The sequence below is a fragment of the Shewanella marinintestina genome (assembly GCF_023283845.1).
In the GTDB taxonomy this organism is placed as follows: domain Bacteria; phylum Pseudomonadota; class Gammaproteobacteria; order Enterobacterales; family Shewanellaceae; genus Shewanella; species Shewanella marinintestina.
Genome location: NZ_JAKILC010000014.1, coordinates 58,854 through 84,033, shown reverse-complemented (window position 1 = coordinate 84,033; position 25,180 = coordinate 58,854). Strand labels below are relative to the sequence as shown.

Genomic DNA, 25,180 nt, shown 5'->3' with positions numbered 1-25,180 from the left:
AGATTTCAGTTGCTTTGAGCTGTTTTGAGGCTTTTTGAGGGGATAAATTGCCCGAAATAAGCCTAATTTATGTAAAACAGGCACTGGCGGTTGATATGGTTTCTTAGCGAGGAGTGGTATTATCTGCAGGTTAACACTCAAACATAGAGCCTAATTGTGACCAGCATTTTCTTTAATCGACATTACCCTACAATCGAATCAGCCTGTGAGCGCTGGGGGCTGGTTTATGATGCCGACGCTGAGTTTGAGTTGGTATTTGAAGATAATATCTTGACGCTAATCAAGCGTGATGAGCCAAAGCTGAAAGGTATTTCGGTTGATTTCGTGTCTGGCGCTGTGGCGCATCGCCGTAAGTTTGGTGGTGGTCGTGGTCAATCGATTGCAAAAGCCGTAGGTCTTAAGCAGGGTGTGATGCCTACCGTGGTTGATGGTACTGCCGGTCTTGGCCGTGACGCCTTTGTATTAGCAAGCCTTGGTTGCAAGGTGTTAATGGTTGAGCGTCATCCGATTGTGGCTGCACTGTTAGAAGATGGTTTACGCCGCGCTTATGAAGACGCTGAAATTGGTAGCTGGATGCAGGATCGTATGAGCTTGTTTCACGGCTCTAGTATTGACTCATTAGCTGATGCAGCTAAAGCGACAAACACTGAAGTGGATGTGGTGTATTTAGATCCTATGTATCCGCACCGTGAAAAATCAGCACTAGTTAAAAAAGAGATGCGCGTGTTTCAGTCATTAGTTGGCGCCGATCTTGATGCTGATGGCTTATTAGCACCGGCTATGGCACTCGCCACAAAGCGCGTAGTGGTTAAGCGCCCTGATTATGCAGATGATTTAGATGGGGTAAAACCTAGCATGGTGATTGCCACTAAGAAAAACCGTTTCGATGTATACGTGAAAGCGGCAATGACGGCTTCGTAAGATAACAAACAGTTAATTGTGTTGGCATTTATTCGCAACTGCCAAGTACCAGCTATATAGCCCCTTATTAAACTCGATAGTAAGGGGCTTTTTGTTACCTCATATTTGTTACTCACTACGCCAGTAACGCTAGGAAATAGGCAATTTTCGGTATTATTCGATAGCAAGATAGCGCGGAACTGATTAGTAAATGCTATTGATTTACATGGCATTATCAGAGACCATCCGCTTTGTGGTCGTTGTTGCTGAGTATGTTTACCTATGAATTATTATTTGTTGTCCGCAGTATTTGAACCTGATGAAGCGAGCTTCACAGAGCATCAACCTCAGCAGCTTAACTTTTATCATACAGAGCCTAAATCATTTGCTACACCGCCTGTTGTTAGCCTAGATGCCTTTTATGAAGGCCGGGCAATGTCTGACTTTTTAAAACTCGGTATTGGCTTTTTAGCTAGCGAAAAAGTGCAAAGAATCTTCCAGATAAACGGATTTACCGGAATACAGTTTGTGCCTGTAGAAGTGCATTGTGACACTGTTAGCAACGGTTATTCTTTTATGAATTGTATCGCGGATTATGATCTACTTGACCCTTTAGCATCTAATGCCAAACGCTTTAAAGAGGTGATTGGTGGCTATGCTAAGGTGTCGAGCGAAAAGCTCGATACTCTGAAGTTTTTGCAGTGCATAATTGCTCACGACTGCTTCACCTTATCGAATTACAAACAGGTTTATTATGTCAGCGAACGAGTCAAGCTAGCGTTAGAGCAAGCCGGTGTTCGTGGGATCGGCTTTATTGCTGCAGATTTCGCCGCTACATCGGCATAAGTTTAGAGGTTGCTTGAGAACATTATGGAAAATGCACAAAAGTATCTAAGCCTTTATAACAAACTTGCCGAAGATCGCCTGCAACGTTTTGCTGAGACATACCCTTACATCCGTTCATGGGATGAGTTGCAGCAATTATATAGCGTTGAACTTGAGCTAGAAGACACTGTTAAGTTACTTGCAAATCGAGATGACTTGCCAAAGGCGATAGCGAGATGTCTACAAGATACTCAGCCGGTTGAGCTATTTGGATGTTATCAAGCGTTCAAGACTCAGGATTGCCAGATGCTTAATGACGTTATCTTTCAGTCCACAAGGCAAAGACTATTATCGAGCGCCATCACTGCTGGTGGCACTGACCACAGCAGTTTTTATCACAATATAATGGCAGGTTTTGCTTGTAATGATTTCGAAATTATTCAGTCATTTGCACCTGCTGACTTACCATTTTGCAAGTACCCCTACTACAACGCACCAGCGCTGAATCTAGTGACCTCTCTGTATTATCAAGATCAGGCTAAGCAAGCAGAAGCATTAGCTTTGGCTGAAAAATTTTTGAAAAAAAAGCTGCCAATCTTAGATGCTGCAGTTATCAATTTTCTAGTGGCGCTGATGCAAGGTGATAGTAAGCGCGCGAGTGAGGAGCTGCAGCAAGCTAGTCTTGGCTTTGCGCGTAGCCGGATGTATGGCGCACTCGATAAATGTTTTGCACTTGAACTACACGGGCTTTATAACTTCGCTCGATGTGTTGAGCCTGAGTTATTTGTACAAATCAGTTTGCCAAGCGGTGCTGTTTTTTCGAAAGCGTTCGCTGAGTGGCAGCGTGATAATGCTTATGCAATGGGTAAGATTAATTATCAGTATCCGCCAGAACGAGAGCTAATGAATTTGATTTTAATGGCTAAACTGCCGAAAGTGACGCTGGTAGAGCATAAGAAAAATAGCTTTATGCAGGATGAGTCAGCATTTTTGAATAAGTTAATCGATGCCATAACGCCAATCGGAAAAGCGATGGAGATACAGTGAGCGCAACAGTCAGTATTCAAGACACAGTATTAATTCCATTTACTCGAAGTATGTATCAAAAAGCCTCCTTAGCTATCGGCTTAGGTTTTCTAATTGGTGCGTGTTTTTATGATGCTCAGGCTATTTCGCTGGTGCTAACCATTTTCGCAACGCTTTATGTGATTGTCAGTTTTGTTTTTAAACCTAAGTTACGCCAGCAGATTTACCTTCAAGATGACGAACTGCGGGTATCAAAGTCGGCGCGAATGTCTGCCTTTGATAAATGGGTGTTTGGTTGCTTCATTGTGATTGCGGCAGCGAGTAACTTTTATGCTTTGGCGAATATCACCATGCAAATGGTTGGTGTTGTGGCCTATCAAATCTGTCTATCTGTATTGGTTTATAGACGATTGCATCGGCAAGATGAGCTTGTTTTACCTTTGGCTGAGAAATATATGCTGCTGGAGAACAAGCAGTCTAACTGTTTGCTACTGCAAAGGTTTGATATCTATTTAGTAAAACAGCCTGTTGAAGTGTTCCCGCTGCTAGCTGGTGAGGAAGTGGAACAAAGCGAAGCTAAGCAGCGTGAGCTTGTATTTGTTGGCACGATCTCTCTTGAAGAGAACCCATTCGATGGCGATGATGCCAAAACGGTTATTGCGCAGCTCAATCAGCACCTATCCATGATGACGGGGCACACAATCACTAAACAGTCGTGGCGTGATGGAGTAAAGATATTTTTATTGAGCTTCACTGGTTTATACGCTTACGTTTTTTGGCTGCCAGGCCTGTTTAAGTTTATGTTTCCTGTTGGCCGCTATCGAAATAAGTTCGGTGATGTTATTTACAGGACTGAGTCAATGTCAGATGGGGGCGTGGTCTTTATGATGGTCATCATGTTTATTATGCTCGCCCTGCCTTGTTTGGCCTACATATTTAGCTTTTATAGTGATGTTAAGTCTCGAACCTTTAAGTCCGTTTGCATCACTAAAGATGCAACTTGGCTGCTAACTCCCGGCATAAATGGCCATTATTCGAGAAAGATATCATCCGCCGAAATCGCTTATATTAGTCACGCCGATGTTCAAGTTGGAGCCGAAGATAATGCTCCGCTACGTTTATCTATCGACGGTGATATAAAGCTAATTGGAGTGGATAATAATCTCATTCCATTAAGTGGTTGGGCTTGGAGCGGCCGATATATTCTCAATCATTTAGTTCAGCTAGGGCTACCAGTAAGGTTAGCGCTGCAAGATAACTAGCCAAAGGTTGCAACCTAGTAGATTGACTCACTTAAGAGCGAGTGGATGAGGTATTGGTTGTCATTAATAGTTAAAAGCCTAGCTATTTAGCTAGGCTTTGTTGTTTCTGCGCGAGGGAAAATACAGCAGTAAGTAACAGCAATTAGTATAGGTACAGCACCGAAGCTAAACCTAAGAAGCAGAAGAAGCCGACCACATCAGTCACTGTAGTCAAAATCACCGAGCCTGATAGTGCTGCGTCTTGATTCATCTTCTGTAGAATCATCGGTACAACCACACCCGCAATTGCCGCTACCGCCATATTAATTAAAATGGCCGCGCCAATTACAGTGCCGATAATTGGGTCGTTAAACCAGTAGCCTGCAATTAAGCCAATCACCGTTGCCCACAGCACCCCATTTAAGATCCCAATACCGAGTTCGTTCTTTAGCAACGACATGAAGTTACCCGAGGAGATCTGGCCCATGGCCATACCGCGGATCATCAGAGTTAACGACTGGCTACCAGCGATACCGCCCATTGAGGCGACGATTGGCATCAATACCGCTAGGGCGACAACTTTCTCTAATACATTCTCAAACAGGCCAATGGTGGCAGATGCTAAAAAGGCTGTGAGCAAATTAATCCCCAGCCATACTGCGCGGCGGCGTGCACCTACGGTAATCGGCGCGAACAAATCGTCATCCTCGTCCATACCGGCGGTTGCCATCAATTGGGCTTCATAGTGCTCTCGCACCAGTGCAGTGGCGGTACGCAGTGTCATACGGCCAATCATAATACCGCTAGTATCAACAACAGCGATTTCTAATTCGTTACTGTGTTCAATGGCCTCTGCGGCTTCAATCAGGCTAGCATCGGCCAAGATTGAGCGACTATCTTCCCATAATAGGCTTTCAAGTGTGCATTCTGGTGCGGCGCGAAATACATCGTGACGTCGAACACTACCGATGTATTTGTCATCATCATCGAGCAGGAATACATGATCGTTACAGTCGAGTTTGATTCGGCGGAAAAATCGCTGCGCTTGAGAAACTGTCGATGTCAGATTAAGCGCTAAAAATTGGTGCTCAGCATAACGACCAATCTCATTTTCAGAGTATTGATCGTAACGGTCATAGTGCTGTCGCTGACGCTCACCCATTTGTGACAGCGCACGCTCAGTCATTGCGTCAGGTAGCGTGTCACTCCACTCAATCAGATCTTCAGGTGAGATCTGTGAGAATAGCGAGTCTAACTCAGCTTCTGGCATCTCATCTAGAATGCCGTTACGTGGATCGGCACGCATCAAATCGAGTACAGCAATACGCTCGTCGGCATCAACCTGTGACCAACGCTCATAACGCTCATCGAGCGGTAATGACTCTAGCAATAGCGCGACTGTTCCAGGTTCTGACTCTTCTAACATGTCATTGAACAGCTCAGCTTGCTGGTCACCTTCAGCATTGGTCAGTTGCTCAACCGATTGGCTCACTTCTACCATAGCTAACTCAGGCGCTTCATATTCTGAATCGCTTAGATGTTGGCTGTTATCGATAGGGAGTTCATCTTTTGGCAATGACATGATTATCTGACCTTAAACTGAGACTTTTAAAAAGGTAAAACCGACTTTTGAATGCTAATGCAATACAGCAAATACAAAAAGCTAATATAAAAATAGTATAAAAATTTTATTGATTAAATTGCTGACTCGCAATGAGTTTGCTAGTCATGGTTTAACCTAGCAGGAGCTAATAATAACATTTTACTGATATTAAGCGATACAGCGAGATCATACTGAAAAGGCAAGGTTGGTATTATCGTTTGAGTAAACGATTCCATAGGTTTAATAAATTTGCAGAGTGAAATTGGTGAGGGCAGTAACGTACAAAAAAAGCCTTCATAAAGATGAAGGCTATGGGTGACGTGGTTAAATCAACATTTTACGAGTGGCTTGTAGAATGTGAGTGCCACAAATAGAGTGTGGAACTCTTTAGAAGTAATAAGCAACGCTGACATTGAAGCGTTTATCCCAATCGTCGCCAACTTCCGGCAGACCGATATGGTCGTTGTTAGCCGTTGAGAAAGTCATATTCTTACCCATGATAAAGTCAATTTGGGTATAGGTTGGGCCAGCACTGATAGCGGCACCTAAAACGTTTTGCATACTATTATCGTAGCTGTCGTCATCTACATCTGGGGTCATTAAGCCAAAGTCATTATAAAACTTGATGCTGCCCCAATCTGTAGCCAGAGTTTTAGCTATGTTGGCACTGTAAACTTGGCCTTTAGATGCAACTTCAAACTGCCAACTTACGACAGAAATACCGATTTTATTATGATCAGCACTATCAGCTGCATCAAATTCATATTGCATTGCTTGCAACTGTAAGTTCCAGCCTTTAAACGTACTATCTAAATGGGCTGCGAAGGCATACCTGTCACCGTTATTACCAGTTTCGGAGTTATAAATCTGACCTGCTTCAACAGATGCACCGAATGTAGTTGAGCCGCCTTGGTAATCCATTGTGTAGGTTTGGCGTAAGTTGACTTGATTGGTTTCTTCGTTGTGATACTCAGTACCATTAATTGTGCCGCTGTAAAGATCTGCTGCATAGCGTTTGTTCTCTGTAGGGCCGTATTCTGCACCTTTGTAAAACGCCATATCAGTTTGCCAACCGTTATGTTGGTAAACAGCCTTTACACCTATATCATGGTCATCTTCGAAACCTAGATAGTAAGGTAGGCCGAACCAATAACTATTTGAAATATATCCGAGGTTACCAAACGGCACCTTGTTTATACCAAATTGTAACTGCCAATCTGGGTTGAAGTCGTAAAAACCATAACCGTATTTGATGTAGTTTGTATTAGCCGTAAAGCGATAGTCAGATTTCAAGCCCCAATTGCCTTTTTTACCATCAAAGCGTAAAGAAAGCATATCAAAAGTAGCATCCCCGCCTTTATCCTTTGAGCTTTCGCTGTAATCTTTATAGGCATAATTGACACGTACTCCACCGTGAATATTGATACCATCTTTTTCTTGTTCTGCTGCAATAGTATTAAAGCTGCTAAGCGCTAGCGCACTTGCAACCAAAGAAAGGCAAAAAGCTTTATTTGATTTCATGATCATGTTATCCCAATATCTTATAAATTCATGTTAAATTTTTTGTTTATTGTCTTAATTAATATTTATATAACGCTGTCTTTTTTGTTTTCAAATAATATGAACTCCTTCAGTTTTAAATATGATTTATTGGAAATAAATTAATAATTAACTGGAGTAGCAGTTAGGGCTTGGTTTACTTAATTTTAACTAAGCCCTTAACCTTTATTAGTTGCTAGTTGCAATCCCTTTGCTTTTAAATTCAGCAGAACTGGTTGTTTCTAACGTTAATCCTTTAGTTTCTGGAGCCATAAATACTGAGATAATCAAACCAAATAATGAGATAGCAGCACCCACTAATAAAGTTGGAGAAATACCATAATTGGCCATGAAAATAGGTAATGCGTAAGTTGAAATTATGGTGCCAATACGGCTGAATGACATGACAGCCCCGACTGCTGATGCGCGGATCTCTGTTGGAAAAAGTTCATTTGGATATAACCATTGTAGTATTCCAGGCCCGCCAGAGAAGAAAGCATAGGTCGCAAATGCACCAATGATTAGCCAAATGCTCGGGTCTGGAACAACGCCTAATAAAGCTAACGAAGCAGTCATTATGCCAAAGCTACCGATCAATAAAGGTCGACGACCAATAGAGTTGAGCCAATACATAGCAGGAATACAGCCAGCCATAAAAAATAGGCTAATAACAATATTACCTAGTGCAGCATCTTTTCCATCAGTAAAACCCAGGAGTTCAATTATTTGCGGCCCAAAGGTGTAGATGGCAAACATAGGAATAACTTGGCAGGTCCAAATGAAGCCGATAAATAGAATTCTTTTTAAATACACAGGTTCAAACAATTTACTGTATTTAGTTTGCTCTGCAGATTCATGTGCAATATCAACATTGGGACCGAAGTACTTTTCCATTGTTTCTTTACATTCTTTAATACGTCCTTTTTTTAATAGCCATCTTGGTGACTCTGGCAAATGGAATCTACCAAGAAGTATTATTAAACAAGGGATTATGGCGCTACCAAACATCCAGCGCCAACCATCTTCTACATCATACAGAAGGTAACCAACCATGTTTGCAGCAGTCGCGCCGACGTACCACATTGCGGCAATAAAGCCCATTGTGTAAGCACGTTTTTTAGTCGGAGAAAACTCGGCTACCATTGACGTTGCAATAGGATAGTCGGCTCCAATGACAATACCGATTAAAAAACGCATGACCACAAGCTCAATAGGCGAGGAGATGAACATTGTGGCAAAAGAGAGCACGGCGATAGCAATGATATCTATCATAAACATTAATTTTCGACCAAAAATATCAGCAACATAGCCAAAAAGTGCAGTGCCGATAAATAGACCCGCTAACGTAGCGGCTCCGACTAAGCCAATCCATTGGGCATCAAGCTCTAATGCGGGGGTGAGTTGTTGCAGGGCAAGGCCAATAATCACCAAGACATAGCCATCTAAAAAAGGGCCTCCACTTCCCCACAACATTATTTTTCTGTGTAACGGAGTAAACTCCATATCATCAAAGTTAGTTCTTGGTTTCATGCGACTTACCACCAAATATAATTTACAAATTAAAATTATGATTTTATTTATTATTTGGAGGTGCCAGCTCCATTTGTATGTTTTATAAGCTCAGCGAAGATATTACTCTGTAAAAATATTAAAACGGTGATATGAATAGTGTTTTGTTATATTTTTTAATAAAGGTTTTGCATTTGTGAAGTGACGACAAATATATTTGTGATGCACGACTAAAGGGTCGGAATATATATTCCAACCCTAAATTACATTTAATTGAATTGTGTGGTGTTATCCGTATCTATATTCGATACCAAACGTTCCTCTTGGGTATTCCCACTTTTCTAAAATGGTTTCACCACAAAGAAATTTACAGGTTCCACATTCTAAACAGCCAGCAGAGTCAAATCGAATACTTCCATCATCTTCTAATTTATAGAGCCCTGCTGGACATGCATTAACTAGTTTTCGATATTCATTTAAATCTGGATTATCTTTTAAAATAATATGTGCATGGCCTTCATCGACATGGAACTTATTGGCACCAAGTTTGACATCGACATTAACTAGTTTACTCATATTGAAGTCACTCCTTTAAAGCCATCTTTGATTAAGTTCATGTAGCCGACTTCTTTACAGTGCTTCATGAGTGTTTTTCTAATAGGTTGCGAAGGGCTACCATCCACAGTGAACATGCTTTGCATAATATCAGCAACCATCTTGGGGTATTGATTGAAGATGCGCGGGTTCTCCATGAATTTAGGCAACTCTTTATACAACTTGAGGTCCTTCATGATGAAGCTATCTTCTAATAATGTTTGGTAAGAAGATAAACCTTGTGCACTAAAATCGTTTTTCTCTCGTGCTGCTAGTACTGCTTTTGCAGCGGCCTCACCAGAGGCGATAGCCAGATCCATACCGCGGACTGTGTAGCCTATGTTTAGGCAAAAACCTGCAGCATCACCGGTAATTAATACGCCGTCATCAACAAGTTTTGGCACCATATGAATACCAGCTTCAGGTACAACATGGCCTGAGTATTCAATCAGCTTGCCGCCTTCTATGAGAGGTTTAATCATGGTGTGGTTTTTAAAGTCTTCAAGCATTTGCGGTACAGTTTTATCTGAGCTGCCAATATCATGTAAACCACAGACGATACCTAATGAAACCGACGTTTTATTCGTATAAATGAAGCCGCCCCCCATCAAACCGTTAGCGGGTGAGCCTGCAAATAACCATGCACAACCTTCGTCATCATTAAGGTTAAAACGATCTTGAATTACCTGTTGCGGTAGTTCGATTAATTCTTTTGCTCCAACAGCCATAGCATCAGATTTAACGCGCTTAACCATGCCAAGTTGTTCACCTAAAACCGGGTTAACTCCTTCCGCTAGAATCACGGATTTAGCCGTTAGCTCATCACCATCAGCTTTAACGCCAATGACTTTTCCGTCCTGAGTTAAGATTTCATCAACCCGAATACCACTAATAAACTGAGCGCCCACTTCTTCAGCTTTGCCCATTAACCACTGGTCGAAATCACCTCTAAGCAAGGTGTAAGATTCTTCAATTGCAGTTTGTTCTCGGCCGTTGTGGTAGTCGAGAGTGACGCCTGTATCGTCGGTTAGAAAGGTGACTTTTTCTTTAGTTACCTTTCTTTCTATTGGCGCTTCTTTAGCAAAACCAGGGATGATTCTTTCTAAGCTGTGGCTATACAAACGGCCACCAGTCATATTCTTGCTACCAGCATAGTTGCCGCGTTCAATAACTAGAACGTCTGCGCCTTCTTTCGCAAGAACGTATGCAGCAACACAGCCTGCAAGCCCTGCTCCTACGATAATCGCGTCAAATGATTCTTCTGACATACTCGTCACTCTCTACATATATTTGGCTAGTCGCCTCTCTCATATGAGGAAGAGGCGATTGAAATAACAATATAAATTGTGTTTCAGTTAAGCTTTTAAAGCGCTGATCAGTGCTGGCATGACTTTGTTGATATCACCAACAATGCCGTAATCCGCATATTGGAAAATCGGCGCATTCTTATCTTTGTTAACAGCTAAAATAGTCTGAGAACCGAGTGCCCCAACCATATGTTGAATTTGACCAGAAATGCCCAATGCTAAATAAATCTCAGGTTTTAACATTACGCCTGATACGCCAATGTAACGCTCACGTTCCATCCACTTTTCAGTTTCAGCTATTGGACGAGAACAGCCGAGTTCAGCTCCCATTAGCGCAGCTAATTCGCCAGCGACGTGTAGATTTTCTTGAGTACCAATACCGCTACCAACGCCGATAACACGTTTAGCTTTACCTAAGTCAACGCTCTCACCTTGTTTTACTCGACGTTCAATACACTTAATTTGGGTAGTCGGTTCCACAAAAGTTACATTAACAGCTTCACCTGTGCGACTAGCGTCTGCTGGCAATGCCTCATATACGCCGCTACTTAAAGTGATAATCGCTACCTGGCTGTTAATTTTTTCTTCCGCTATCGCTAAACCGCCATATGCCATATGCTTTGCACATATGCCATTTTCAACGCTGATTTCGGTAACATCATTAACAACACCAGCTTGTAATTGGACACCTAACTTGCTGGCAAGAGCTTTGCCACGTTTAGTTGGTGCAAGTAGCACTAAGCTATTTTCGCTATTTGCTGCTATCACTTGCGCAATAGTGTGGCTGTAGTCTTCTGTGATTTTTTGGCTATCTTTATCACCTAAGTAATACACATGAGTAGCCCCTAGTGCGTAAGCGGCTGTAATTTCAGATTCTGCACCAATAATAAATGCTGATACTTTTTCACCTAACGCTGCACCAGCAGCGATCATTTCAGGTAAACGGGAAGCGATATCGCTAAATACCCAGATATTAGATAGTTTGCTCATCATTTATCCTTAATTAGTTAAGTGCTTTACGTAAGTGTTCTGCGAATTCGGCAAGTTGCTGCTCATCATCACCTTCGATCACAATATTTTGGCGAGCCTTTTGTTTTGGCGCGATAACAGAGACGAATTCAACTAATGCTGGAAACTCTGTTAGTTCAAGATCTGTCGCGCTTAGGCTTGTTACAGGCTTTTTAGCTGCCGCTAAAATCGTTTTCATTGAAGGGATAGTGGGCTCATTAATATCGGCTGATACCGAGATAACTGCCGGAAGTGAAATTTCTAATACTTCAACTTCATCATCTAATGAACGCTCAACCGTAATCTTTCCTGATTCAGCCGCAACAATTTTACTAACAGCATTAATGTTGGCAATGCCAAGTAGTTCGCCTAGTTGTAAACCCACTTGTTGTGCATATAAATCGCCAGAGCCATCGCCACAGATTATTAGGTCAAATCCGTTTTTCTGGGCTGCTGCCATCAATACACGTGCAGTTTGATGTGGTAATAATTGTTCAAATTTTTCGTCAACAACAACGGTTAGCTCGTCGGGGCCGCGAGAAAGAATATCTTTACGCGATTTAGGGTTTTCTAGTGCCTTACCGCCAACACTCATAGCAGTAATACTGCTGCCATCGATAAGACCTTTGAGTTGAACGCCAGCTTCTACTGCACAGAGATCGAATGGGTTAATTTTAGGTGCAGCTTTGTTGGTATCTAAGCTACCATCAGCAGTTACGGTGATATCTTGCTCTTCAGGCACTAACTTGTAACACGTAATAATTTTCATTATTTCTCCCGTTAAAATACTAAGTATTTTAAAACCTAAATTAGGAATTTCATTCGCCACCACTGTTTATTAGTAATGGCGTTTATTTAAATAGGTTTTAATTTAATAACTTATAAAATCATTAATTGTTTAGAATAGTTCTATAAACTTTTCTTTTGAGCAACCTCGCTAAGTTGAAACAATTATATGGTGATAAATTAAAAAGCTAATGTTATGTCGGTCACACTTATTGACGGGTGAAAGTTAGTCTTTCTAACAGCTGTATTAGTTTCTCTAATATACTTTTTAAACCCGCTTTTAAGGTTTTTAATAGCGTTATTAGTCAGGCTAATAGGGGTTTTTAGGTTAGCTAATAAGCTTATTAGTAAAGCTTAAAAGGGCCTGTTAAGTAATTCTAATACGCTTATTAGAATTACAGATTTTTATGTTTTTAGATTTTTTATAAATTTTTGTCATTGGTTTTTCGCTATCATTTATCGGAAGCGGTTAATAATTTAGTTTGGTTGTATCTTGTTGTTTTTAGTTGGTTATTTCGTTATCCTCTTTCTTTTTTCACTTGGTGGTCAACCCTTTTTATATCAGCTTTCATGGATTTTTTTAGAAGATGTTTTTTAGTTTTTATTAATCAGTTATAGCCATTTTTATCTCATTAAATTCCTATTTCAAATGAACGTGATAACGATCACTGTATAGCAAAATCTTGGCTGGCATGATTCTTACGCAAATCAGCGGGCTTATTTTAGTTTATTAATTGTTTATATATCCTTTGGTTTTATAAGTAATTAATTTTGTTGTTTGGTGATTGATTAAATTCCTTAGTTATATTTGTTTTTATTAACTTCTATTTCTAAGTAATAAAGTAATTAGATAAATACTCAGTTTAAAACTTTAACTATTATCCTCCTAAAATAGAGAGGGAGAAGTATTAATATGAACAATAAAACGATGGATGTAGATGCCAAAGCAGGGAAGAGGAAGGTCACTATTGATCCGATTATCTTTTTTCCTTCATTAATCGCCGTTGTATTACTTTCTTACTTTACCGTAAGAGATTTAGATGCGGCGAACGTTGCGATTCAAGAAGTATTTCATTACTTGACCCATACATGGGGTTGGGCATTTGAGTGGTATATGATTTTCATGGGGGCTGGCTGGGCTTGGCTTACTTGGGGTCCATACTCGAACAACCGTTTAGGCCAGGAAAAACCCGAGTTTAGTACTGGAAGTTGGATCTTTCTGATGTTTGCCTCTTGTACCTCTGCAGCAGTTTTGTTCTGGGGCTCACTAGAAGTTTATTATTATGTAACTTATCCACCTTTCGATCTTGAACCGCTATCAGTTCAAGCTCAAGAGTTAGGTCTTGCATACAGTCTATTCCATTGGGGACCGCTTCCTTGGATGGGTTATGGCTTCTTTACCGTTGCTTTGGGTTACTTCCTTTTCGTTAAGAAAATGGATGTAGTTCGTCCAAGCGGCACACTAGAGCCTATTTTAGGTAAGCATCACAAAGGGTTTATCGGGATCTTTATCGATAACGTCTATGTTGTTGCCTTGATCCTTGCTATGGGTACCAGCTTAGGTTTGGCTACTCCGCTAGTGACTGAATGTATCCAGTGGCTATTTGGTATTCCACGTACCCCTGAAGTTGACACCATCATTATCTCTGCATGGATTGTATTCAATGCTATCTGTGTTGCCTTTGGTCTAACTAAAGGTGTGAAGATTGCGAGTGACTTACGCAGCTACTTAAGCATCATCATGTTGGTATGGGTGTTCCTGATTGGCGCAACTAGTTTCACTATTAATTATTTCACTGACTCTATTGGCGTAATGCTAGAGCTACTTCCTCGTATGTTGTTCTACACAGCATCAGTGAGTGAAGGCAGCTTCCCTCAAGATTGGACCGTGTTCTACTGGGCTTGGTGGGTAGTGTATGGCATCCAGATGTGTATCTTCTTAGCGAAGATTTCTCGTGGCCGTACAGTTCGTGAACTTTGTCTGACTATGGTGGCTGGTTTAACTGCTTCTACCTGGTTCCTTTGGACCATTCTAGGCAGTAACACCATGAATTTGATGAATGAAAACCTCATCAATATGCCACAACTCATTGAACAATACGGTGCTGCTCGCGCCATTATCGAAACATGGGCAGCATTACCTTTCAGTACGATCACAATGTGGGGATTCTTCATTCTATGTTTCCTTGCCACTGTGACTTTAGTTAACGCCTGTTCTTACACATTAGCGATGTCTACCTGTAAAGGTGCTGACGCTGATAACGAGCCACCAATTTGGGTTCGTGTTGGTTGGTCTGTACTTGTCGGTGTAATCGGTATTGTTCTGTTATCACTTGGTGGCTTGAAGCCGCTGCAAACAGCAATTATTGCCGGTGGCGCTCCACTTATTATCGTCAACATCATGATTATCATCTCTTTCTTAAAAGATGCTCGTAAAAATAATTGGAAACCTGTCGGTGAAGAGGCTTAGCCACACCTGGGATCCACAGTTGAAATTTAGAGGAATAAATAATGGATTTTAAATTAACCGACGAACAAGAGCTTTTTGTAGCAGGTATCCGCGACTTAATGTCTAAGGAAAACTGGGAAAACTATTTCGCAGAATGTGATGAAAATAGTCAGTACCCAGAGCGTTTTGTAAAAGAGCTGGCTGAAATGGGCATCGATAGCTTGCTGCTACCAGAAGAGCACGGTGGATTTAACGAAGGCATGGTTACGCTTGCCGTGATCTGGGAAGAGTTAGGCCGTTTAGGAGCACCGACATACGTCTTGTATCAACTACCAGGGATTAGCACGATGCTAAGACATGGTAGTCCAGAGCAGATCGATAAGATCATGACGCTACGTGGCACAGGTAAGCAAATGTGGAACTCAGCGATCACAGAGCCAAGTGCGGGTTCTGATGTGGGTAGTTTGCTAACCACTTATAAGCGTCGCGATGGCAAGGTGTATTTAACGGGTAGTAAGTGCTTCATTACCAGTGCTGCAGGCACACCATACATAGTAGTGATGGCCAAAGATGCTGACTCTGAGAAACCAATCTTCAGTGAGTGGTTTGTCGATATGTCAAAGCCTGGCATCAAGATGAGCAAGTTACCAAAGTTAGGTTTAAAAATGGATAGTTGCTGTGAGCTTCAATTCGACGAGTTTGAGCTAGAAGAGTCAGACATTTTCGGCATCGAAGGCAACGGTTTCATGCGTGTTAAAGAAGAGTTCGATTCAGAGCGCTTCTTAGTGGCGTTAACTAACTATGGCGCAGCGTACTGTGCGTTTGAAGATGCGGCTAAATACGCTAACCAACGCGTTCAGTTCGGTGAAGCAATTGGTCGTTTCCAGTTAATCCAAGACAAGTTTGCTCACATGGCTATCAAGCTTAACAGCATGAAAAACATGGTTTATGAAGCGGCTTGGAAGTGTGATAACGGCACAATGACATCGGGTGATTCTGCGATGTGTAAGTTCTACTGTGCTAATGCTGGCTTTGAAGTGATTGACTCTGCAATGCAAGTGCTAGGTGGTTATGCGATTGCTGGTGAACACCGTATTAGCCGTATGTGGCGCGATATCCGTGTTGACCGTGTCTCTGGTGGTTCTGATGAAATGCAGATCCTGACCTTAGGTCGCGAAGTGTTAAAACGCTACCGCTAGTTAAGCGTAGTGATTAACAGATTAAGTGCTGACGCTAGTGAGTACTTAATCTAGGTAGTACTTAGTGTGGAATTTGGGTTCTTTAATTTTCAGCAGATCGACACTGCAACTCAAATTCCAACACGCTGCCATTCACTACTGTAATGCTTGGTAAATGCCAATTAAGACTATCTTCTCGGCGCTGCGCCGTGATGAATTTTTATTCGAATATTTTGAGAGATGGGTATTATGTCAAATAAATTGTCCACACCTACGTTTGGTCCTCTTGCTGGTTTAAGAGTGGTGTTTTCTGGTATTGAAATTGCGGGTCCATTCGCGGCACAAATGCTTGCTGAGTGGGGCGCAGAAGTTATTTGGATTGAAAACGTTGCTTATGCTGACACCATCCGCGTACAGCCTAATTACCCTGAACTATCGCGCCGTAACCTTCATGCATTATCACTTAACATCTTTAAAGATGAAGGCCGTGATGCGTTTCTTAAGTTAATGGAAACAACTGATATCTTTATTGAAGCAAGTAAAGGCCCAGCCTTTGCGCGTCGTGGTATTACCGATGAAGTGTTATGGGAACAAAACAAAAAGTTAGTTATTGCTCACTTGTCTGGTTTTGGCCAGTACGGTACTGACGAATACACTAATTTGCCGGCATATAACACTATTGCTCAAGCATTCAGTGGCTACTTAATTCAAAACGGCGATGTTGACCAGCCAATGCCAGCCTTCCCATACACGGCGGATTACTTCTCTGGTATGACGGCAACAACTTCAGCGCTAGCTGCTTTATACCGTGTTCGTGAAACTGGTGTGGGTGAAAGTATCGACGTTGCAATGTATGAAGTGATGCTACGAATGGGGCAGTACTTCATGATGGATCACTTTAATGGCGGCGAAGTCTGCCCCCGTATGACTAAGGGTAAAGATCCTTACTATGCAGGTTGCGGCCTATACAAGTGTAATGATGGTTATATCGTTATGGAACTTGTTGGCGGTATGCAGATCGAAGAGATGTTCAAGGATATGGATATCATGCATTTATATGGTGGCGAGGAGGTGCCTCAAGGTACGCAGTTAATCCATCGTATTGAGTGCCCATTTGGCTATCAAATTGAAGATGCATTAGACGAATACTTAGCACAAAAGAGCATTGAAGAAGTATTGGCAAGATTTGCAGAGCTAAATGTTGCTTGTGCAAAAGTGTTGACCATTCCTGAGTTAGATAGCAATCCGCAATATATTGCACGCGAGTCTATTACTGAGTGGAAGAACATTGACGGTAAGACCTACAGAGGTCCGAACGTGATGCCTAAGTTCAAGAATAATCCTGGCCAGATCTGGCGTGGTATGCCAAAGCATGGCATGGATACCGCAGCAATCTTGGAAGATATAGGTTACTCACAAGAGCAAATTCAGAGCTTAAGCGAAAAAGGCTTGGCAAAAGTATCTGAGTGTAAGTGAGGCTAGAAGAATGGATATCGTTGGCAGCAAAACATTAAGATGCATGTGGGAAGAGCGTGCTCGTAAATTTAGTAATAACACAGCGTTGGTTTATGAGGATGCTGCCGGCGATGTCCAAGAGTTTACTTATAGTCAGCTTAATGACGAAATTAATAGAACCGCTAACTTATTTCTGAGTTTAGGTATTAATAAAGGCGATAAAGTTGCAGTGCAGTTATATAACAGTCCGCAGTTTATTTTCTGTTGGTTTGGTCTCGCAAAAATAGGTGCGGTTATTGTCCCTATCAATAATCAATACTTATTTTCTGAGAGTCAATTCATTATTAATAAGTGTGATATTAAAGCCGTCGTTATAGAAGAAGAGTTTCTGGCTATTTATAGCAAAATGAAACAACAACTAGGTAACTCAATAAATAATATTTTGGTCACAAGAACCACTAGTCTAGATATATCTGATTCAATGAACTTCGATATTCTAGTAAAGCAACAAAAGACCGAACTAGCCAAACAGGTCACGATTAGTAGTGATGATGTGGCCGAAATATTATTTACCTCAGGGACAACGTCACAGCCAAAAGGAGTGGAAATAACTCATTGTAATCTGCAATTTGCAGGCTACTACACGGCGTGGCAAACCTGCTTGAGAAGCGATGATACTTATCTAACGATGATGCCGAGTTTTCACATTGATTTTCAATGTAATGCGGCGATGGCAGCCTTTACGGTTGGTGCGAAGTTAGTGATGCTGGAGAAGTATAGTGCACGTAAATTTTGGCAGCAAATCTGTGACTATAGAGCAACACTAACACATAGTATGCCAATGATTGTTCGCACCTTGATGTTGCAACCCAAAGTAGCCACTGAGCAAGATCATTGCCTACGTGACATGTTGTTTTTTTTGCATATTTCAGATCAAGAAAAACTTGATTTTGAAACCCGTTTTAATGTGCAGTTATTTAACTCTTACGGTATGACAGAAACCTTAGTTGGCCTGATTGGTGATAGTCCAGCAGAGGAGCGTCATTGGCCGTCAATCGGTCGTCCTGGGCTTGGTTATGAAGCCAAAATCGCCGATGAGAATGGCCAAGAGTTGGCTGCTAATGTGGTTGGTGACCTTTGGGTTAAAGGTGTACCTGGCCGAACCATTATGAAGGGCTATTATCAAGACCAAAAGTCGACCGAAGAAGTATTAAGTGCCGATGGTTGGCTATATACCGGTGATAAAGCTTATGTGGATGAAAGTGGTCTATTTTATTTTGTCGATAGAAAGACAAATATGATTAAAAGATCCGGAGAAAACATTTCAAGTTCTGAAATTGAAAAAGTTTTAATGTCCCACCCATTTATTTTAGATGCAGCTGTTATTGGTGTGCCTGATTTAATTCGAGATGAAGCTGTTAAAGCGTTTGTAATATTTAATGAGGGTGTGTCTTTAAGTGTCGACCAAATTTTACAATTTTGTGCTGAGAATATGGCGAAATTTAAAGTTCCATCTTTTATCGAAATAAAAAAATCTTTTCCAAGAACCTGTACCTGCAAAGTACAAAAAAAACTTCTGATGTGAAGTTAACTTAATTAGCTTTTTAATAAATGAGTCTGAAGTGGCTCTATATTGGAGTATTAGCATGAGTGAATCATTACACGTTACCCGCAATGGCGCTATTTTAGAAATTACTCTTGATAGACCGAAAGCCAACGCGATTGACGCTAAAACAAGTTTTGAAATGGGTGAGGTCTTCTTAGCATTCCGTGAAGATCCTGAGTTACGTGTGGCGATTATCACTGGTGCAGGTGAACGTTTCTTCTCAGCAGGTTGGGATTTAAAAGCGGCTGCTGAAGGCGAAGCGCCTGATGCAGATTTTGGCCCAGGTGGATTTGCAGGTTTAACTGAGATTTTTGATCTTGATAAGCCTGTGATTGCAGCTGTAAATGGATATGCATTTGGTGGCGGGTTTGAGCTAGCGTTAGCTGCAGATATGATTATTTGCTCTGAAAATGCCAGCTTTGCTCTACCAGAAGCCAAGCTAGGCATTGTTCCTGATAGCGGTGGAATGTTGCGTTTACCTAAATTGTTACCGCCTGCCATCGTTAATGAGTTGATGATGACTGGCCGTGGTATGGACGCTGAGGAAGCTCTGCGCTGGGGTGTTGTGAACCGTGTAGTTGAAAGTGATCAATTAATGGCAAGTGCTCGTGAGCTTGCACAGCAAATTGCTCAAGGTGCCCCTTTAGCTATTGCGGCGATTAAAGAAATCTACCGTGAAACGAGTGAGCTTTCAGTTGAAGATGGGTATCGCCATATTCGAGCTGGTGGTCTGAAAAACTACCCATCAGTGCTGCACTCTGAAGATGCGCTAGAAGGTCCTTTAGCTTTCTCTGAAAAGCGCGATCCTGTGTGGAAAGGTAGATAGTTTTCTTAGATTTTGACTCTCGATAAAGCCTGATGTTTCACTGAAATGTCAGGCCTTACTTTAACTGTTTGTCGGTAATGAAAGGATTTACAGATGGCGTTGAATTTAGAGATGCAAGGGCAAACCTATGGCCCATTTATTAATGAATATACAGCCAGAGATGTGATGCTATTTGCATTAGGTTGCGGTGCAGCTAGTGATGGCAAAACAGATCTCGATTATGTGTATGAAAAAAATTTAAAGGTATTACCTATCTTTGCAGCCACTCAGATCGTTGATGCTGAAGTGACTAAAACTATTGATTACGGCTTTAATTGGGGAGGCTCGCTTCACTGGGGCTTTGATTTACAAATCCATCAGCCGTTACCTACTAACCCAGGAAAATTGACCACTAAGGTACTGTTGAAAGGACTATTTGATCGAGGTGAAGGGCGGGGCTGTTTAGCTCAACATATAGGTGAAACGTTCGATGAAGCTGGAGTAAAGCTGTTTACCAATGAAAGCTGGGACTGCGCTTTGTATGACGGTGGTTTTGGCGGACCTAAGGCTCCTACTGATATTGTCGAGATCCCTGAACGTTCACCTGACTTTGAAATCGAGCAAGACATTCCATTAAACCAAGCGTTAATTTATCGTTTATCTGGTGACGACCATCCACAGCATGTGGATTGGGATTATGCGCAGGAGTTTGGCCATCCTAAGCCAAATTTACACGGTGTGAGCACTGCTGGTGTCGCTTGTCGTCATGTTATCCAAGCGATGTTTACTGGTGAGCCAGAACGTCTTACGCGCTTTAAAACTCGGTTAACTAAATCTTTATATCCAGGGTGCAGAGTGAAAACCCAGATCTGGAAGTGGGGCGATAACTGTGTGCATTTTAGAGTGATGGATGCGAATGATCCTGAGACCTTTTATCTTAACTTTGGATTAGTTGAGTGGAAGTAAGTCGAAATAGGAGGTGTTTGCCTCCTGTCTAAAGATCACTTAAAGGATTCAGTACTTAGCAATAGTGATTTTAATGCTTGAGGCGTTATTGCTAAGTGATGAGTCAGTCAAACTTCTTAGAGTAATTAGTCTATGCCTTGCTATGAATTTGAAGGGTTAATACCAGTGGTTGATCCCAGTGCTTACATACATCCCACAGCGGTTCTAATAGGTGATGTGATCATAGAGGCTGATGTATATGTTGGGCCTAATGCATCACTGCGTGGAGATTACGGGCGGCTGATATTACAGCGTGGCAGTAACCTTCAAGATGGTTGCATTATGCATGGATACTGCGACATGGATACAGTGGTTGAGCCTGATGGCCATATTGGACATGGAGCTATTTTACATGGCTGTGTCATTAAGCGTAATGCTTTAGTGGGGATGAATGCCGTCGTTATGGATGGTGCGGTCGTTGGAGAGAATAGCATCGTAGCTGCGATGAGCTTTGTTAAAGCGGGCTTTCAAGGTAAGCCCAAGCAGCTATTAATGGGCCAACCAGCAAAGTATGTTCGTGAGGTAACAGAACAAGATCTGCATTGGAAAGGACTCAATACTCTGGAGTATCAGGAGTTGTCACGACGCTCGGCAAAGAGCATGCAGCTAGTCGTGCCATTGACTCAGATTGAACCTGATAGAGCAAGGTTAAAAGGGACGACTCAAGTACTCTCGCAGGCAAATTTTACGCAACTCGATTGATCAGGTTCCGCCTGAGTGAGTCTTTAATGGCTCAAGGTTTAAGAGGGAGTACGGCCCCAATAAAAGCTTAAACTTGTTAGCGCCTCAGGCGGTAGACCTTATTTTGCATTAATAGCAGTTTAAATATTGATATATAAGGAAAGTTGTATGCCGTTAGATCCAAAAGTTGCACTGTATTTGCAGCAAGTTAGCGACTCAGGTGCCAAGCCTTATGAGGATATGACTCCTGCCGAGTCTAGGCGTCTAGATATGAATGAACTGACTAAAACACGAACTGAGCGAGTGCTAGAGCCCGTTGTTGCAATTGAACATAGTTTTATTCCCGGTCCCACAGCCGATCTTCCTGTCCGAATCTATCGTCCAACGACTGCCAATAGTGATGAGTTGCAACCTGCAATTATTTTCATACATGGCAGTGGCTGGGTTGTATCTAATATTGAGACTAACGATCATTTTAGTCGTGCGCTTGCGAACCGCACTGGTTCTGTTGTTGTGGCTATTAACTATCAAAAAGCCCCTGAACATAAGTTTCCCATCCCGATGGATGATTGCTACTCATCAACTTTGTGGATCTTTGAACATGCAGAATTACTTGGGTTAGATCCTCAGAGGATCGGGATTTTAGGTGACAGTGCGGGTGGTAACCTTGCGGCGGCTGTAACACTAAGATTGCGTGATGAGAATGGACCTAGGCTTGCTTATCAAGTCTTGGTGTATCCAGCAGTCCAATATGGTTGGGATACGCCTTCTGCTCATGCGAATGCTGAAGGCTACCTGCTACAGCGGGCCAGTATGAAATACTATTGGGGACACTATGTACGTAGTGAAGCTGATGCACTAAATCCCTATTGTTCTCCTCTTAATGCTCAAAGTCATAAAGACTTACCGCCAACCTTTATTTATACCGCCGAATTTGACCCATTATGTGATGACGGCTTTCTATATGCGCGAGAGCTACGCGGAGCAGGAGTTAATGTTAAATATCGCTGTTTTGACGGTGTCATCCATGGATTCATTAAAATGCTAGGCACATTCGATCAAGCTGATGAATTTCTTAATGAACTTAAGCAAGATCTACTAGAGATCTAGGTGTCACCATTGTAAGGAATTGCTTGGCTGTGCTCACAAAATAGACAGTTTCGTGAGCTCATTCGAATTATTGGTAACTAGTCTACAAACAGCAGGAAATTCCTATCCTTATGTGCTCAGAGTTACATTTTTAGTTTAAAACCCTGTGCTAATCTGGCACCTCATGCATTTAAACTATGTATATAAAATTATGAACAATAACATCCCATTAAGGGCGTTACAGGTTTTTGAATCATGCGCGAGATTAGAAAGTTGCTCACTTGCTGCGAATGAATTGTGCATAACTCAAAGCGCTGTTTCGCAACAAATAAAACTGCTTGAGGATTATTTCCTAGAAAAGCTATTTCACCGCAATGCGGGTAAGATAACGCTAACAGAGTCAGGCCTTGAACTGCGTCAAAGATTAGCTCCCGTTTTTTATGATTTAAATAGTGTTTGTGCCAGTCTAGTTCCCGACATGTCCAACGAGGTTAGAGTTCACTCCTATAACTCATTGGCAGCTCGTTGGTTAGTTCCGAAAATGGCTGAGTTTAGAAAGCAGCATCCAGAATTCAACATTAACGTGGGTATGTTTCAAGATGATGTTGAAATGAGTGACATGCTCGCAGATATTTTTATTATTACTCGTGAGATTCAAGATGGTTACACCATTATTCCATTAGTGGAAGAAAAGCTGGTGGCATATTGCAGTCCTGAATACCTAGATAAACACCCGAATGTTTCGTTGGAAACGTTTCATGAGCAAACATTGCTCTACTCAAAACATAAAGATTATGGTGTAGATTGGGAAGGATGGTTTAGAGTTAACAAAGTCGGTGTTGGGCCGTTACAGAGAAAGTCTATCTATAACCACAATATGCTAGCTGTTCAGGCTGCTATTTTTGGTCAAGGTATCGTTCTTGGGCTAGAGCAAACATTGCAGGTTGAAGTCGACTCTGGAAATCTAATCAAATTAGATTTACCGCATTGTTATACAGGATGGACCTATTCAATCGCATATAAATCTTCAAGAAAAAGGGACGCCCGCATTATGAAGATCGTTGACTGGATCATTAAAGAATACGCTAGTAACGTATTTTAGCCTCAAATTTAATCTACCTGCTTAAAAAGGCTTTTGGTATTAATTTATAAGGTCAGGGAAACATTGACTAAACTTTAGATCAATAAATTTTTTTAGAAGTAACAGTGGCAAGCAGGGGAGCAGCCACTGTTTTTTGTGAAAAGAGATTAATATCTTTACTTCTTAATAGGGAAGAATTGCCTTAGTGAACGTACCCAACCAAAAGTTAGTGGTGCTAAGCACACCATAAATACGGTGTAAGCGATCATGCAGTAATGAGCCATGTTCATACCGAGTAGGGTCCAGTCGTCTTCACCACAACCACCAGTTGGGGCAAACTCGAATGGTAGCCATTCATCAAGAGGTAAATTAAGTGGGAAGCGTGGGTCAGTAGAACAAGCTGAACCTGCTGCATCCCCTGCAGCAGCAAAGAAGTCCATAGACGCATCGACAACCATATGTGCCGCATCATGGATCTTCATTAATTCATACGACCACATCCAACCTTGGATCACCGCATACCAAGCCAGCAATAAACCTAAGAACTTGAGTATGTTATTTTTCGGGTCGATCAAGATGATCAAACCAGCAATTACGATACAGCACTGGCTGAAACGGATGTAAACACAGAGCTCACAAGGATCCATTGCCAGAAATAGCTGGAAGTAGAGGATCGCAGATAGAATAAGGAATGCTGCCGCTCCCACCATAACGACCCAAATCGGTCGTTGATTCTGCATAGTCATTAAGTTGTCGGCCGGAGCAGCCTTAAACTGATTCCAATAGTCTTTAATTGACATGATTATTCCTTACTTAGCCGACAGTTCTGCAATCAGCTCTTTCAACATATCCATAGAGCGGATTGATTTAGTGTTAATCAGGTATTTACCGTTAACGGTGATCGCTGGCACGCCCTGAATTTTAGCGACTTCAACACCTTGGTCCCACTTGGTCATTAGCTGTTTTACTTTTGGATCTTGAGCGTAGGTATCAAACTCAGCACGACTCATGCCTAAGGTGTCTAACGTAAAGGCGATAGTCGAGTCTGCATCTTTAAACTTCACTTTTTTAACGTGGTATTGGTCGTAGTATTTGTCTTTTAATTGCTTGAATACTTTGTCGCCTTTGATCTCTTTGGCGATAGCGAGAGCAGTGGACTTTTCAACGCCAAAAGGTGGCTTACTGGTGATGTGGAATTGATCTAATGTGCTGCCTGCAGGTAATAGTTTTTCGTTTGGGATCCCTGCTTTTTCATACTTGTAGCAGAACGGGCAGTTAATCGAGTAGATCTTTACCACTTGGTTTGGTGCATTGAATTGTGCAGCTTCTGGTAGTACTTGGTATTCAACCCCTTCTGTAGCGGCATTAGCGCCAAAAGATAGGAATAGGGTTGCAGCGATGGCGATGAGAGACTTTTTCATTGGATGTTCCATTAAATAATATAAGATTTTTCGCTGTCAGCGCCTCTAGGGTAAGGCGCTGACTTAGGCTTA

At 41.8% G+C, this 25,180-nt stretch carries 22 protein-coding genes; 13 read left to right on the top strand and 9 right to left on the bottom strand.

Going from position 1 to position 25,180, the window contains the following annotated elements; genetic code table 11:
- Positions 1-156: 156 nt before the first annotated feature.
- The 4 genes from L2747_RS15080 to L2747_RS15065 all read left to right on the top strand — a co-directional run bounded on the left by L2747_RS15080 (position 157) and on the right by L2747_RS15065 (position 4,013).
- Positions 157-921 (top strand): class I SAM-dependent methyltransferase, encoded by a 765-nt coding sequence (locus L2747_RS15080; RefSeq protein ID WP_248999840.1) that lies wholly within the window; start codon positions 157-159, stop codon positions 919-921.
- A 261-nt stretch (positions 922-1,182) separates the two neighbouring features.
- Positions 1,183-1,746, top strand: coding sequence for an imm11 family protein (locus L2747_RS15075; RefSeq protein ID WP_248999839.1), 564 nt, complete (start codon positions 1,183-1,185; stop codon positions 1,744-1,746).
- A 24-nt stretch (positions 1,747-1,770) separates the two neighbouring features.
- Positions 1,771-2,772 (top strand): hypothetical protein, encoded by a 1,002-nt coding sequence (locus L2747_RS15070; RefSeq protein WP_248999838.1) that lies wholly within the window; start codon positions 1,771-1,773, stop codon positions 2,770-2,772.
- Complete coding sequence (locus L2747_RS15065) at positions 2,769-4,013, top strand: hypothetical protein (RefSeq protein WP_248999837.1); 1,245 nt, start codon at positions 2,769-2,771, stop codon at positions 4,011-4,013. Before L2747_RS15070 ends, L2747_RS15065 begins: the two co-directional genes overlap by 4 nt.
- Before the next feature lie 142 nt (positions 4,014-4,155).
- On the opposite strand, the gene L2747_RS15060 is transcribed toward L2747_RS15065, so the two are convergent.
- The 7 genes from L2747_RS15060 to L2747_RS15030 form a co-directional block, all read right to left on the bottom strand.
- A complete protein-coding gene (locus L2747_RS15060; RefSeq protein ID WP_248999836.1) occupies positions 4,156-5,574 on the bottom strand; it encodes a magnesium transporter in 1,419 nt (472 codons plus the stop codon).
- A 408-nt stretch (positions 5,575-5,982) separates the two neighbouring features.
- Positions 5,983-7,122 carry a hypothetical protein gene (locus L2747_RS15055; protein WP_248999835.1) on the bottom strand — a complete coding sequence of 380 codons (1,140 nt, stop codon included), beginning with the start codon at positions 7,120-7,122 and terminating at the stop codon, positions 5,983-5,985.
- A 201-nt stretch (positions 7,123-7,323) separates the two neighbouring features.
- Positions 7,324-8,664, bottom strand: a complete 1,341-nt coding sequence (locus L2747_RS15050; RefSeq protein ID WP_248999834.1) for an MFS transporter — start codon at positions 8,662-8,664, stop codon at positions 7,324-7,326.
- A gap of 267 nt (positions 8,665-8,931) precedes the next feature.
- Entirely contained in the window at positions 8,932-9,219 is a 288-nt protein-coding gene (locus tag L2747_RS15045; RefSeq protein WP_248999833.1) for a ferredoxin family protein, read from the bottom strand.
- Positions 9,216-10,505, bottom strand: a complete 1,290-nt coding sequence (gene fixC, locus L2747_RS15040) for an FAD-dependent oxidoreductase FixC (RefSeq protein ID WP_248999832.1) — start codon at positions 10,503-10,505, stop codon at positions 9,216-9,218. Before fixC ends, L2747_RS15045 begins: the two co-directional genes overlap by 4 nt.
- Before the next feature lie 87 nt (positions 10,506-10,592).
- Positions 10,593-11,534: an FAD-binding protein gene (locus tag L2747_RS15035; protein ID WP_248999831.1), complete on the bottom strand. Its 942-nt coding sequence runs from the start codon at positions 11,532-11,534 to the stop codon at positions 10,593-10,595.
- Positions 11,535-11,547: 13 nt separating this feature from the next.
- Positions 11,548-12,321, bottom strand: a complete 774-nt coding sequence (locus tag L2747_RS15030) for an electron transfer flavoprotein FixA (RefSeq protein ID WP_248999830.1) — start codon at positions 12,319-12,321, stop codon at positions 11,548-11,550.
- A 930-nt stretch (positions 12,322-13,251) separates the two neighbouring features.
- On the opposite strand from L2747_RS15030, the gene caiT reads away from it, so the two are divergent.
- From caiT to L2747_RS14985, 9 genes are all read left to right on the top strand, one after another.
- Positions 13,252-14,808 (top strand): L-carnitine/gamma-butyrobetaine antiporter, encoded by a 1,557-nt coding sequence (gene caiT, locus L2747_RS15025; protein WP_248999829.1) that lies wholly within the window; start codon positions 13,252-13,254, stop codon positions 14,806-14,808.
- 41 nt (positions 14,809-14,849) lie between these two features.
- Entirely contained in the window at positions 14,850-15,986 is a 1,137-nt protein-coding gene (caiA, locus tag L2747_RS15020; protein ID WP_248999828.1) for a crotonobetainyl-CoA dehydrogenase, read from the top strand.
- Between the two features lie 228 nt (positions 15,987-16,214).
- Positions 16,215-17,441, top strand: coding sequence for an L-carnitine CoA-transferase (caiB, locus tag L2747_RS15015; protein WP_248999827.1), 1,227 nt, complete (start codon positions 16,215-16,217; stop codon positions 17,439-17,441).
- Positions 17,442-17,451: 10 nt separating this feature from the next.
- A complete protein-coding gene (gene caiC, locus L2747_RS15010; protein WP_248999826.1) occupies positions 17,452-19,005 on the top strand; it encodes a crotonobetaine/carnitine-CoA ligase in 1,554 nt (517 codons plus the stop codon).
- 61 nt (positions 19,006-19,066) lie between these two features.
- Positions 19,067-19,852, top strand: a complete 786-nt coding sequence (caiD, locus tag L2747_RS15005; RefSeq protein WP_248999825.1) for a crotonobetainyl-CoA hydratase — start codon at positions 19,067-19,069, stop codon at positions 19,850-19,852.
- A gap of 93 nt (positions 19,853-19,945) precedes the next feature.
- On the top strand, positions 19,946-20,797 hold the full coding sequence (locus L2747_RS15000; RefSeq protein WP_248999824.1) for a MaoC/PaaZ C-terminal domain-containing protein: 852 nt from the start codon (positions 19,946-19,948) through the stop codon (positions 20,795-20,797).
- 132 nt (positions 20,798-20,929) lie between these two features.
- A complete protein-coding gene (caiE, locus tag L2747_RS14995) occupies positions 20,930-21,538 on the top strand; it encodes a carnitine operon protein CaiE (RefSeq protein WP_248999823.1) in 609 nt (202 codons plus the stop codon).
- A gap of 147 nt (positions 21,539-21,685) precedes the next feature.
- Entirely contained in the window at positions 21,686-22,627 is a 942-nt protein-coding gene (locus tag L2747_RS14990; protein WP_248999822.1) for an alpha/beta hydrolase, read from the top strand.
- A gap of 190 nt (positions 22,628-22,817) precedes the next feature.
- Positions 22,818-23,708, top strand: coding sequence for a LysR substrate-binding domain-containing protein (locus L2747_RS14985; RefSeq protein ID WP_248999821.1), 891 nt, complete (start codon positions 22,818-22,820; stop codon positions 23,706-23,708).
- A gap of 155 nt (positions 23,709-23,863) precedes the next feature.
- Here the strand turns inward: L2747_RS14985 and L2747_RS14980 are convergent, their stop codons facing one another.
- Complete coding sequence (locus L2747_RS14980) at positions 23,864-24,487, bottom strand: disulfide bond formation protein B (RefSeq protein WP_248999820.1); 624 nt, start codon at positions 24,485-24,487, stop codon at positions 23,864-23,866.
- 9 nt (positions 24,488-24,496) lie between these two features.
- Complete coding sequence (locus tag L2747_RS14975) at positions 24,497-25,108, bottom strand: thiol:disulfide interchange protein DsbA/DsbL (protein WP_248999819.1); 612 nt, start codon at positions 25,106-25,108, stop codon at positions 24,497-24,499.
- Between the last annotated feature and the right edge of the window lie 72 nt (positions 25,109-25,180).